We start from the raw sequence: 12,520 nt of genomic DNA, 5'->3' as shown, positions 1-12,520 counted from the left end.
CGTCAGGCCGCGGCCGCGCCGGGCAGCGCGTTGCCGAGACCGAAGTCTTCAGGGAAATGATCGAGGGCAGACACCACAGGGAAGGGCGTCATGCCGCCCATCGCGCAGAGCGATCCCGACACCATCGTGTCGCACAGATCGCGCAGCAGCTTCACCTGTTTCGTCGACGTGTCGCCGTTACGGATGCGCTGGATCACTTCGACGCCGCGCGTCGAGCCGATCCGGCACGGCGTGCACTTGCCGCACGATTCGAGCGCGCAGAAGTGCATCGCGTACTGCGCGAGTTCGGCGAGGTTCGACGTGTCGTCGTGAATCACGAGACCGCCGTGGCCGACCACGGCGCCGACCTTCGCGTACTCCTCGTAGTCGAGCGGGATGTCCCACTGGCTTTCGGGCAGGTACGTGCCGAGCGGGCCGCCCACCTGCACCGCGCGCGCGGGCCGGCCGCTCGCGGTGCCGCCGCCGTAGTCGAACATCAGCTCGCGCAGCGTGCAGCCGAACGCGAGTTCAACGAGCCCGCCCTGCTTCACGTTGCCCGCGATCTGGAACGGCAGCGTGCCGCGCGAACGGCCCATGCCGAAGTTCTTGTAGAACGCAGCGCCCTTCGCGAAGATGATCGGCACCGTTGCGAGTGTGATCACGTTGTTGATCACCGTCGGTTTGCCGAAGAGACCGGAGAGCGCCGGCAGCGGCGGCTTCGCGCGCACGATGCCGCGTTTGCCTTCGAGCGATTCGAGCAGCGCCGTTTCTTCGCCGCACACGTAGGCGCCCGCGCCCTTCGCGACGAACAGCTCGAAGCGGTGCTGCGAGCCGAGCACGCTGTCGCCGAGCCAGCCGGCGGCACGCGCGCGCTGGATGGCTTCCTCGAGCGTGTCGATTGAATGCGGATACTCGCTGCGCACGTAGATATGGCCGACCGTCGCGCCCACCGCGATACCCGCGATGATCATCCCTTCGATCAGCACGTACGGATCGCTTTCCATCACGAGGCGGTCGGAGAACGTGCCCGAGTCGCCTTCGTCGGCATTGCAGACGATGTACTTCTGGTCGGCTTTCGCGCCGAGCACCGTGCGCCATTTGATGCCGGCCGGGAACGCCGCGCCGCCGCGGCCGCGCAGACCGGATTCGATCAGCGCTTCGCAGACGGCCGCGCCGTCCATGGCCAGCACGTTCTTCAGGCCTTCGATGCCGCCGTGCGCGACGTAGTCGTCGGTGGACAGCGGATCCGTGATGCCGATGCGCGCGAACGTCAGACGTTGCTGCTTCTTCAGGTACGGAATCTCGTCGACGAGGCCGACGTGTTTTGCGTGCGCGTTGCCTTCGATGAAGCCGGCGTCGAACAGCGACGCGACGTCGTCCGCGTCGACGCTCGCGTAGCCGACGCGGCCTGACGGCGTCGCGACTTCGACGAGCGGTTCGAGATACAGCAGCCCGCGCGAGCCGTTGCGCACGAGCTCGATCGCGACATTGCGGCGAGCGGCTTCGGCGACGATCGCGTCGGCGAGCGCATCGGCACCGAGCGCGAGCGCCGACGAATCGCGGGGAACATAGATGCGCGTCATGCCGTTTCCTCCACGGTCTTCTGCGCGGCAGCGAGCAGCGCATCGAATTTCTGCGGCGTCACCTTCGCGTAAAGCGTGCCGTTGATCATCATCGCCGGCGACAGCGCGCATTGGCCGAGGCAATACACCGACTCGAGGCCGACCGGACCGTCCGCGTCGTCGCCGTGCGTCGAGTGATGGTGCGCGTCGAAGCGGCAACCGGTGCGCGCTTCGATGTGCTGCGCGAGCGCTTCGGTGCCCATGCTGCGGCACGCTTCCGCGCGGCACAGCTGCACCGTGACGGTGGCAGCAGGCTGCGTGCGGAAGTGATGGTAGTAGGTGATCACGCCGTGTACTTCGGCGCGCGACAGATTCATCGCCTGAGCGAGCGGGACGATGGTATCCGACGGCACGTAGCCGACTTCGTCCTGGATCGCGTGCAGGATGGCGAGTAACGACCGGCCTGGCAGTGTGTGACGCTGCACGAGCTCGGTAGGTGCGAGAGCGCTGCTATTCAATTGTGGGCTCCTCCGAAGTCAAATATGCACTTGTATTTCATAAAGTGTGCATCTATGCTTCATTTGGTTTTGCTAGTTAGACCGAACGATAGGCGGGCCTGCGGGCTTGCGCAATAGGAAATATCACTACATAAATGATCCGGGTCGAATGCCATGCGCAGCTCGTCGTGCGCGACAGTGACGGCCGCGAGGCCAGCCTGACGGACGTTGTGCCGTTGCTGGCGCTCGTCGATGAATCGGGCAGCATCGCGCAGGCCGCGACGATTAAGGGTTTGTCCTACCGTCACGCGTGGGGTTTGCTGCGCGCGCTGGAGGAGCGGCTGGGCGGCGCGCTGATCTCGAAGGAGCGCGGGCGCGGCTCGGTGCTGTCTGAGCTGGGGCAGGCGGTGCTGCGCTCGCAGCGGCTCTGTGGCGAGCGGCTGGACGGCAATCTGCGCGCGTTGGCGAGTGAAGTCGCGAGCGATCTGAACCGCTGGCTGATGCCGCCGGCGGACAACGTGCGGATTCACGCGTCGCACGGCTACGCGGTGGCGGCGCTGGTCACGGCGCTCGTCGAACGGGACGTGGCGGTGGACATCAAGTACCGCGACAGCGCGGATGCGGTGACGTCGCTCGCGCGCGGCGACTGCGATCTGGCCGGCTTCCATCTGCCGCGCGACGATTTCCGGGCGGCCTGCGCGGACACGTACCGCCGCTGGCTCGATCCGGCGCGGCACGTGCTCGTTCACCTGACGCGGCGCAAGCAGGGGCTGTTCGTGCCGAAGGGCAATCCGAAGGCGATTGGCGGGCTCGCCGACCTCGCCCGCGACGATATCCGCTTCGTCAACCGCCAGCCGGGTTCCGGCACGCGGATGCTGCTGGATCTCGCGCTGCGGCGCATCGGCATCGATCCGGACCGCGTCAACGGCTATGCATCGACGGAACTGACGCACTCCGCGATTGCCGCGTTCGTCGCGAGCGGGATGGCCGACGTCGGCTTCGGCGTGGAGCCCGCGGCGCATCACTTCGGGCTCGACTTCATCTCCGTGGTCGACGAGGACTATTACTTCGCGTGCGAGCGGGCCGCGCTGGCGCGTCCGCCGCTCGCCAACGTGGTCGAGCTGCTGCGCGGCGCCGCGTTCCGCGCTGGCGTAGCGAGCCTCGACGGCTACGATCCGCAGGACAGCGGGACCGTCGTCGATCTCGACGTGGGGCTCGGCGAGGCGGTGGCGTAAAAGCCGGTAACCCGCGGAAGGATTGCGTGACCACGCTAACGCTGCATCGCAACCCGGATTGCGCTACCCTGTAGCCTTGATTTTTGCTTTCAATGCTGTGAATCTGCCTCGAATCACCATGAAATTTCTGCTCAAAATCTGTGCCGCGACCGCGATGGCGGGCGCGCTGGCTTCGATGGTTCCCGTGGCGTTTGCCCAGAACTCGCCCGGCGTGCCGGGCGGGATCCTCAACGACGAGTTCCACTTCAACGAACACCCGGATATGCCGTTCGCGGCTTCGGCGCCGAACAACAAGTATCAGCACGGGCCCAAGTCGAAGGCGCGCAAGGCTGCTGACAACGGCGATCCGAACGGTTGCAACCTGCAGTGCCCGAATGACAACTGAGCGGTTGTCTGGGTGATCGGTACGGTCTGTGTTCTGTGGGGCGTCTCGCGCTCCGGCAGAAGTCAGGACCGGACCCGATCAGCTTCCGGCGAGCGATATCTGAGACCCGCGATGAGCCTTCAAGGCCATCGCGGGTTTTTTTGTTGCGTGCGCACCGTCGTCGCCTGCTGATTCGGTCGCTCCTATTTCGTCTGGAATGCCAGGTAGATGCTGCACGCCTCGTGCGGCTAGAAGCATCTTCGAGATTTGCGGAAACGTCCGAAGTTATTTGGGACTAGTCCTATTCGACGCGAAATTTCAGCGATAGACGATGACGCCTGACTGCAATACCGCAGTCAGTTTCATCAATCTTCTCTCTCTGCACATCCCGCCCTTCCAGGCGGGATTTTTTTATCTGCGTTCGTACGCGTTTGTCAGTTGGCACGCGCAAGAAAAAAACCCCGAACGACAGGATCGATCGGGGTTTCGGTTCAGGCCAGGGGAGCCTGACGATGTTTGGTGGAGCCGGCGGGAATCGAACCCGCGTCCGCAAGCACTCTACAACCAGTTCTACATACTTAGTTCTGTCATTTGATTTAACCGCACCGACGCGGACGAACACGCTTCGTTTCGGCGAGTCACTTGGTTTTCGGCCCCGGCATCGTGACACCACCGGAGATTAACTGACGTAAATGACCTTGCCGGGCCTTGCGACCCCTAACCCGTCAGTGAGCTAGTGCAAGGTTGGCGGGGTTAAGCCGCCAATGCGTACGTATCGTCGTTCGCAGTTACTTAAGTTCCCATTGATTTACGAGGTGACGGGTCCTCGGTATGCCCTGAGTTGCTTCGCTACCCACGTCGAAACCAGGTCGGCCCCTGTGGAACGGCAATTATCCCATAGAACGCCATGTGAGGCGAACGCGTGACATTTCAGGCGACAAGGCAGGGGCGCGTGTATGAGGCCGCTGCCGGGTCAGTACAGGTCGCGCAACAGCGCCTGGAGCTCCACGGTGGAACGCACGACGTGACGCGCGTGCCATTGCGTCGGCGGGAGATCGTTGCCGCAATACCCGTATGCTGCGGCGACCGTGACCATGCCCGCGGCGAAGCCGGCCTGCACGTCGCGCAGGTCGTCGCCGACATAGGCGAGGCGCTCCGGCTCGAGTCCCAGCTCCTTCGCCGCGTGCAGCAGCGGCGCGGGGTGCGGCTTCGAATGCGGCGTCGTGTCGCCGCTCACCACGCAGCCCGCGCGCATATCCAGCCCCAGCTGCGCGACGAGCGGCTCGGTCAGGCGCGCGGCCTTGTTCGTCACGATGCCCCAGCGCACGTTGCGCGCGTCGAGTTCGTCGAGTACCGCGTCGATGCCGGGGAAGAGCGTCGTTTCGATGCACAGGTCGGCTTCGTAGTTGGCGAGAAACTCCTCCCGCAACGCCGCGAAATCGTGGTGCTCGGGGCCGATGCCGAATGCCCCGCCGATCAGCCCGCGCGCACCCGCCGATGCGAGCGGCCGCAACCGTTCGAGCGGCACCATTTCCAGACCGCGCACATGGCGCATCTTGTTGACCGCCGCCGCAAGGTCCGGCGCGGTATCGGCAAGCGTGCCGTCGAGATCGAACAGCACGCCGTGGCAGAGGCCGATCGACGTCTCTTCGTCTTCGCGTTGAGGTAGCGGAGTGGGGTCGCTCATGGAAGCCGTGGTGCGCATGGCGCGTGGTTAATGCACGTTATGAAGGCGCGTGATGAAGGGCATGAGGGTGCGAGCGCGGCTGGCTGTCAGGCGCCGCGCCGGCAGGCCATCATGTAGTTGACGCTCGTATCGTCCGACAGCGCGAAGTGCTTCGTCAGCGGATGGTAGACGATGCCTTTGATGCCGGCCGTATGCAAGCCCGCCGTCCGGATGAACCCGGCGAGTTCGGATGGCTTGATGAAGCGCTCGTAGTCGTGCGTGCCCTTCGGCAGCATCTGCGCAATGTATTCGGCGCCGATCACCGCGAACAGGTAGGACTTGAGGTTTCGGTTGAGCGTGGAGTAGAACACCCAGCCGCCGGGCTTCACGAGCTTCGCGCAGGCCGCGACGATCGCCGCCGGCTCGGGCACGTGCTCGAGCATCTCCATGCAGGTGACCACGTCGTAGGTTTCGGGCTCGCGCGCGGCCAGCGCTTCGGCGGCGATTTCTTCGTAGTCGACGGTGATGCCGCTTTCGAGGCTGTGCAGGTCGGCCACGCCGAGTGCCTGCGTCGACAGGTCGATGCCCTTGACGCTCGCGCCGAGCTCCGCCATCGATTCGGACAGGATGCCGCCGCCGCAGCCGATATCGAGCACCCGTTTGCCGGCCAGATGCGCCTGGCTGTCGATCCAGTTCAGCCGGACCGGGTTCAGCTCGTGCAACGGCTTGAATTCGGCGTTCGGGTCCCACCACCGATGGGCGAGATCGCTGAATTTCTGCAGCTCGTGGGGATCGGCGTTCGTCATGAGTCGGGATGCCTTGTGGAGCGGGCGATCAAGGAGAAACCCTGAGTATATAAGCGTCGCGCCAGACCGGCAAAATCGCGCGGATTATTGCGGGTCGCAGAACGGCGATGTGCCGATGCCGGATGACGGAAGGGGGCGGTCGAAGCGATCGCGCAAAGGAAGGCTGGACAAACGAGGCGATACAAAGAAAAAGCCCCGCCGGAGCGGGGCTTTTTGGCCAACGTGATCTTGCAGCTTACTGCTTCGAAGTACCCACCACTTCGACTTCCACGCGACGATCCGGTGCGAGGCAGGCGATGAGGGACTTGCGGTTCTTCTGATGGCAATCGGTCGTGACCGGGTTGCGCTTGCCCTTGCCTTCCGTGTAGATACGGTTGGCTTCGATGCCCTTGCTGACCAGGTAGGCCTTCACAGCTTGAGCACGACGCAGCGACAGACGGTCGTTGTACTTGTCCGAACCGATGCGGTCCGTGTAACCCGTGGCAACCACCACTTCCAGGTTCACGTTCTGGATCTTCGAAGCCAGATCGTCCAGCTTGGACTTGCCAGCCGGCTTCAGGATAGCCTTGTCGAAGTCGAACAGTGCGTCAGCCTGATAGGTGATCTTCTGGCTCTGGATAACCGGAGCGGCCGGAGCGGGCGGAGCCGGCGGCGTCGGAGCTTGAGCGACCAGCGCGCCATCGCACTTTGCGTTTGCCGTTGCCGGCGTCCAGAACGCATCGCGCCAGCAAAGCTCATTCGTGCCGTTCATCCACACCCATTCGCCGGTGCCGTTCACCCAGTTGTCGTTCGTAGCTTGTCGCGACGCCGGCACCGACTGTGCCGAAGCGGATGCAGCCATCACTGCGGTAGCTGCAATGAACGCGAGCTTTGAAAGTTTATTCATATTTCTCCTCTCGAAATTGAGATTACCGCAGGTTTACTGCGAGCCTGTTGACGATGACAAGTCATACATTGCTCGAAGTATAACATTGGTGCGTTGCCAACGACGCTTTGTATAGACTTCGAGCCGCGTCTAACTTTGTGCGTTGGCATTTTGCCATATCGTTCCCTTCCTACGATAAAAAATTCCTCCCGTCCTGATCGACCCGTTCTTATTGTGGTGCATGCGCAACAAAAGCCTTTCGTGTGCACAAACCCCGGACGAACGGACGTTTCCGAGGCGCCAACGACTAGCAATCTCCGGTCCCGGACGGCCGTTTGAAGTGCCCGCCGAGGCGTCCGCAGCGCGCTTCGCGAACCCTCTACTAATAGGTATACGTACACCGGCGGCCGGGCATGTCGCGCATGATAGAATCGCCGGATTGCGCTGCGTCGACAGCGCCGCCGCGCAGACGTCGTCTTCCATACGGACACGATGGCGTCTGCGCCTGACAAGACACGGATAAATGGATCAATTCGCCAAAGAGACCCTGCCCATCTCCCTCGAGGAGGAAATGCGCCGTTCGTATCTCGATTACGCGATGAGCGTGATCGTCGGGCGCGCCCTCCCAGATGTCCGCGATGGCCTGAAGCCGGTCCACCGGCGCGTGCTGTACGCGATGCACGAGCTGAACAACGACTGGAACCGTGCCTACAAGAAGTCCGCCCGTATCGTCGGCGACGTCATCGGTAAATACCATCCGCACGGTGACACGGCTGTGTACGACACGATCGTCCGCATGGCGCAGGACTTTTCGCTGCGTTACATGCTGGTCGACGGGCAGGGCAATTTCGGTTCGGTGGACGGCGACAACGCCGCCGCGATGCGGTACACCGAAATCCGCATGGCGAAGATCGGCCACGAACTGCTCGCCGACATCGACAAGGAAACGGTCGACTTCGGGCCGAACTACGACGGCAGCGAAAACGAACCGCTGATCCTTCCGGCGCGCATCCCGAACCTGCTGATCAATGGCTCGTCGGGCATCGCGGTCGGCATGGCGACGAATATTCCGCCGCACAATCTGAACGAAGTCGTCGATGCCTGCCAGCATCTGTTGAAAAATCCGCAGGCCACGATCGACGAGCTGATCGAGATCATCCCCGCGCCGGACTTCCCGACCGCCGGCATCATCTACGGCGTGCAGGGCGTGCGCGACGGCTATCGCACCGGCCGCGGTCGGGTCGTGATGCGCGCGCTCACGCACTTCGAGGAAATCGATCGCGGCCAGCGCATGTCGATCATCGTCGACGAACTGCCGTATCAGGTGAACAAGCGCTCGCTGCTCGAGCGCATCGCCGAGCTCGTCAACGAGAAGAAGCTGGAAGGCATCTCCGACATCCGCGACGAATCCGACAAGAGCGGCATGCGCGTCGTGATCGAGCTGAAGCGCGGCGAGGTGCCCGAGGTCATCCTCAACAATCTGTACAAGGCCACCCAGCTGCAGGACACCTTTGGCATGAACATGGTCGCGCTCGTCGACGGCCAGCCGAAGCTGCTGAACCTGAAGGAAATGCTGGAGTGCTTCCTGTCGCACCGCCGGGAAGTGCTGACGCGGCGCACGGTATTCGAGCTTCGCAAGGCGCGCGAACGCGGCCACGTGCTCGAAGGTCTCGCGGTCGCGCTCGCGAACATCGACGACTTCATCGACATCATCAAGGCCGCGCCCACTCCGCCGATCGCGAAGCAGGAACTGATGGCGCGCTCGTGGGATTCGTCGATCGTGCGCGACATGCTGGCGCGCGCGGAAACGGAAAACGCGGCCATGGGCGGCCGCGAGGCGTACCGTCCGGAAGGGCTGAACCCGGCGTTCGGCATGCAGGGCGACGGCCTCTATCGTCTGTCCGACACCCAGGCGCAGGAAATCCTGCAGATGCGTCTGCAACGCCTGACCGGGCTCGAGCAGGACAAGATCATCGGCGAGTACCGCGAAGTGATGGCGCAGATCGCCGATCTGCTCGACATCCTCGCGCGGCCGGAGCGGATCACCACGATCATCTTCGACGAACTGACCTCGATCAAGGGCGAGTTCGGCGACGCGCGCAAGTCGAAGATCGAGCTGAACGCCACCGAGCTCAACACCGAAGATCTGATCACGCCGCAGGACATGGTCGTGACCATGTCGCACGCCGGTTACGTGAAGTCGCAGCCTCTGTCCGAATACCGCGCGCAGAAGCGCGGCGGCCGCGGCAAGCAGGCCACGTCGATGAAGGAAGACGACTGGATCGACACGCTCTTCATCGCGAACACGCACGACTACATGCTGTGCTTCTCGAACCGCGGCCGCGTCTACTGGCTGAAGGTCTACGAAGTGCCGCAGGGCTCGCGCAACTCGCGCGGCCGTCCGATCGTCAACATGTTCCCGCTGCAGGAAGGCGAAAAAATCACCGTCGTGCTGCCGGTGAAGGAATATTCGGCGGACAAATTCGTTTTCATGGCAACGGCGCTCGGCACCGTGAAGAAGACGCCGCTGGAGCAGTTCAGCCGTCCGCTGCGCAAGGGTATCATTGCGGTCGGTCTCGACGACGGCGACTACCTGATCGGCGCGGCGATCACCGACGGCCAGCACGACGTGATGCTGTTCTCCGATTCGGGCAAGGCGGTGCGCTTCGACGAAAACGACGTGCGTCCGATGGGACGCGAAGCGCGCGGCGTGCGCGGCATGCAGCTCGAAGACACGCAGCAGGTGATCGCGATGCTGGTTGCCGGCGACGAACAGCAGTCGGTGCTGACCGCAACCGAAAACGGTTACGGCAAACGCACGCCGATCACGGAATACACGCGTCACGGGCGCGGTACGAAGGGCATGATCGCGATCCAGACGTCGGAGCGTAACGGCAAGGTCGTCGCCGCCACGCTCGTCGATCCGGAAGCGCAGATCATGCTGATCACAAACACGGGCGTGTTGATCCGCACGCGCGTGTCGGAGATTCGCGAAATGGGTCGCGCGACGCAGGGTGTTACACTCATCAGCCTTGATGAGGGTACCAAGCTGTCGGGGCTGCAACAGGTCGCTGAAGCAGACGCGGAAGGCGATATCGACGGCCCGGCGCAGAACGGCGAAGGTGGCGAAGGCAACCATCATGGTGGTGACGACAACGGAGCTTCCGGTTCGTAAGCTTCGCGTCATCTTCACGCAGGTTGCCTGGGCTTACGCTTGAGCCGCGTTTCTGAATGGCTGAAGCGGCCGGTCGGGTCGCGGCGAACCGGTCGGCATAGCGTGCCGGCGCTTGATTCGTCGCTTGACTGGTATCACCCGGCCGCCGCAGGCAAGGTTTCGACATCGGTTGCTGCCGGATGAAGTTGCGTGGCGTGGTGCTCCACCATCGAAGGGGAGCACTGGCCGCGCGGCGGGCAGCTGAACTTATTTCTAAGAGGGAGTAATAGATGCAAAAACGATTGAAGCAAGTGGCGTTGATCGCTGCTCTGGTGCCGACCTTCGCAATGGCGCAGGCGCTGCAGAACCAGGCGCCCGCGATGTCGGCGGCTCCGGCTGCGGCACCGGCGCCGGTCGATCCGGCCAAGCAGGCAGCGATCAAGGATCTGCTTGACGCGATCGACGCGCAGAAGCTGGTCGGCGCAATCGCCAACAGCGCGCAGATGCAGGCAAAGCAACTGGTTCCGGCGATCCTGTCGGACGCCCTGACGGAAAACAAGACGCTGACCGACAAGCAGAAGCAGGCTTCCGTGCCGACGCTGCAGAAGAACACGGTGCCGAAGCTGGTGGACTCGGCAGGCACGGTGTTCAACTCGGACCAGTTCCGCCAGGACGCGATGCAGGCTCAGTACGACGCGTACGCGAAGTACTACAGCACGTCGGAAATCAAGGATCTGACCACGTTCTACCGCAGCCCGACGGGTCGCAAGTTCATCCAGGTGCAAGACCAGGTTGGCCGCGACGTCGTGAACGGTCTGATGCAGAAGTACATGCCGCAGTCGATCAAGGCAACGCGCGACGAGGCTGACAAGGAAGTCGCCGCGGTCAAGCCGGGCAAGTAAGCCGCCAGCCAGCCGCTGCAGCACGGTCGGGTTCGAAACCGGGCCGATCGTACTGCGCGGTGGCAGGCTACGAGGCCGGTCGCCCGGCCAGGCGGGGCGCTTCAGGGCGTCCGGTTTGGCGGGTAGCCGGTCTCGGTGCGATAATGGCCGTTTGCGCATGTGCGCAAACGGCCATTATCTTTTGGGCGCGTAGCCGTCTTTTTTCGCCGGTGCGCCTGTTCTTCGGGGTTTTTCGATGCGCGTCTTCAACTTCTCCGCCGGACCTGCCGCGATGCCCGAAGAGGTGCTGCGCCAGGCTGCCGCGGAAATGCTCGACTGGCACGGCAGCGGCATGAGCGTGATGGAAATGAGCCATCGCGGCAAAGAGTTCATGTCGATCCACGAAGAAGCGCTGCTGGACCTCCGCGAACTCCTCGCCGTGCCCGCGAGCCATCACATCCTGTTCCTGCAGGGCGGCGGCCTTGGCGAGAACGCGATCGTGCCGATGAACCTGCTCGGCTCGAAGCCGCGCGCGGACTTCGTCGTGACCGGCTCGTGGTCGCAGAAGTCGTTCAAGGAAGCGCACAAGTACGGCACGATCCATCTGGCCGCATCGGGTGAAACCGCTGACGGCTTCACGCGCGCGCCTGCGTTCGCGGAATGGCAGCTGTCGGACGATCCCGCCTACGTGCATCTATGCACGAACGAGACGATCCACGGCGTCGAAACCTTCGAGATTCCCGATCTCGGCAACATCCCGCTCGTCGCGGACGCGTCGTCGCACATCCTGTCGCGTCCCATGGACATCGCGAAGTACGGCGTGATCTTCGGCGGCGCGCAGAAGAACATCGGCATGGCCGGCGTCACGGTCGTGATCGTGCGGGAAGACCTGCTCGATCGCGCGATGCAGGTGTGCCCGTCCGCGTTCGAATGGAAGACCGTCGCGGCGAACAACTCGATGTACAACACGCCGCCTACCTACGCCATTTACGTCGCCGGTCTCGTCTTCAAGTGGTTGAAGAAGCAGGGCGGCCTCGCGGCGATGGAAGCGCGCAATATCGAAAAATCGAAGCTGCTCTACGACACGATCGATGCGAGCAGTTTCTATCTGAACAAGGTCGAACGCGCGTCGCGCTCGCGGATGAACGTACCGTTCTTCCTCGCGGACGAATCGCGCAACGAAGACTTCCTGGCCGGCGCGAAAGCGCGCGGGCTGGTGCAGCTGAAGGGCCACAAGTCCGTCGGCGGCATGCGGGCGTCGATCTACAACGCGGTGCCGCTCGAGGGCGTCAAGGCGCTCGTCGAGTACATGAAGGAATTCGAGCAGCAGCGTGCCTGACTGGCATGGCGGCCTGCCAGCGCGCATCGCGAGCGAGCGATGCCGCGAGCGGCAGCGCCGATGCCAGGCAGTGCGTCACGCTCGCGTTCCACCTTTCCTGCGCGCGATCTGCGCGCGGCGTGGCGCGCGGCCATCAAGGCCGCCGCACGCTGTGTGCGGCTCGCGCGTCATG

At 63.5% G+C, this 12,520-nt stretch carries 10 protein-coding genes and 1 other RNA gene; 5 read left to right on the top strand and 6 right to left on the bottom strand.

Annotated features, from left to right (window positions below):
* Window positions 1-2: 2 nt before the first annotated feature.
* Complete coding sequence (locus DVS29_RS05380; RefSeq protein WP_118179406.1) at window positions 3-1,562, bottom strand: formate dehydrogenase beta subunit; 1,560 nt, start codon at window positions 1,560-1,562, stop codon at window positions 3-5.
* A complete protein-coding gene (locus tag DVS29_RS05375) occupies window positions 1,559-2,059 on the bottom strand; it encodes an NAD(P)H-dependent oxidoreductase subunit E (protein ID WP_118179405.1) in 501 nt (166 codons plus the stop codon). Before DVS29_RS05375 ends, DVS29_RS05380 begins: the two co-directional genes overlap by 4 nt.
* Window positions 2,060-2,193: 134 nt before the next feature.
* On the opposite strand from DVS29_RS05375, the gene DVS29_RS05370 reads away from it, so the two are divergent.
* Window positions 2,194-3,273, top strand: coding sequence for a substrate-binding domain-containing protein (locus DVS29_RS05370; protein ID WP_118179404.1), 1,080 nt, complete (start codon window positions 2,194-2,196; stop codon window positions 3,271-3,273).
* 118 nt (window positions 3,274-3,391) lie between these two features.
* Window positions 3,392-3,658, top strand: a complete 267-nt coding sequence (locus DVS29_RS05365; protein ID WP_118179403.1) for a hypothetical protein — start codon at window positions 3,392-3,394, stop codon at window positions 3,656-3,658.
* A gap of 496 nt (window positions 3,659-4,154) precedes the next feature.
* Here the strand turns inward: DVS29_RS05365 and ssrA are convergent.
* From ssrA to ompA, 4 genes are all read right to left on the bottom strand, one after another.
* Window positions 4,155-4,514: a transfer-messenger RNA gene (ssrA, locus tag DVS29_RS05360) on the bottom strand.
* 96 nt (window positions 4,515-4,610) lie between these two features.
* Window positions 4,611-5,324: an HAD-IA family hydrolase gene (locus DVS29_RS05355; RefSeq protein WP_118179668.1), complete on the bottom strand. Its 714-nt coding sequence runs from the start codon at window positions 5,322-5,324 to the stop codon at window positions 4,611-4,613.
* An 86-nt stretch (window positions 5,325-5,410) separates the two neighbouring features.
* Window positions 5,411-6,109 (bottom strand): bifunctional 2-polyprenyl-6-hydroxyphenol methylase/3-demethylubiquinol 3-O-methyltransferase UbiG, encoded by a 699-nt coding sequence (gene ubiG, locus DVS29_RS05350; protein ID WP_118179402.1) that lies wholly within the window; start codon window positions 6,107-6,109, stop codon window positions 5,411-5,413.
* Between the two features lie 235 nt (window positions 6,110-6,344).
* Window positions 6,345-6,995, bottom strand: a complete 651-nt coding sequence (gene ompA, locus DVS29_RS05345; RefSeq protein WP_118179401.1) for an outer membrane protein OmpA — start codon at window positions 6,993-6,995, stop codon at window positions 6,345-6,347.
* Between the two features lie 502 nt (window positions 6,996-7,497).
* On the opposite strand from ompA, the gene gyrA reads away from it, so the two are divergent.
* The 3 genes from gyrA (at window position 7,498) to serC (ending at window position 12,348) form a co-directional block, all read left to right on the top strand.
* Window positions 7,498-10,149 carry a DNA gyrase subunit A gene (gyrA, locus tag DVS29_RS05340; protein ID WP_118179400.1) on the top strand — a complete coding sequence of 884 codons (2,652 nt, stop codon included), beginning with the start codon at window positions 7,498-7,500 and terminating at the stop codon, window positions 10,147-10,149.
* Window positions 10,150-10,418: 269 nt separating this feature from the next.
* Window positions 10,419-11,030 (top strand): DUF2059 domain-containing protein, encoded by a 612-nt coding sequence (locus DVS29_RS05335; RefSeq protein WP_118179399.1) that lies wholly within the window; start codon window positions 10,419-10,421, stop codon window positions 11,028-11,030.
* Between the two features lie 235 nt (window positions 11,031-11,265).
* Window positions 11,266-12,348 (top strand): 3-phosphoserine/phosphohydroxythreonine transaminase, encoded by a 1,083-nt coding sequence (gene serC / locus DVS29_RS05330; RefSeq protein ID WP_118179398.1) that lies wholly within the window; start codon window positions 11,266-11,268, stop codon window positions 12,346-12,348.
* Window positions 12,349-12,520: the final 172 nt, after the last annotated feature.

It is taken from the genome of Paraburkholderia phosphatilytica, from assembly GCF_003443895.1.
GTDB classification, from domain to species: Bacteria; Pseudomonadota; Gammaproteobacteria; order Burkholderiales; family Burkholderiaceae; genus Paraburkholderia; species Paraburkholderia phosphatilytica.
The sequence above is the reverse complement of the archived record's forward strand: the minus strand, read 5'-3'. Positions and strand labels throughout refer to the sequence as shown.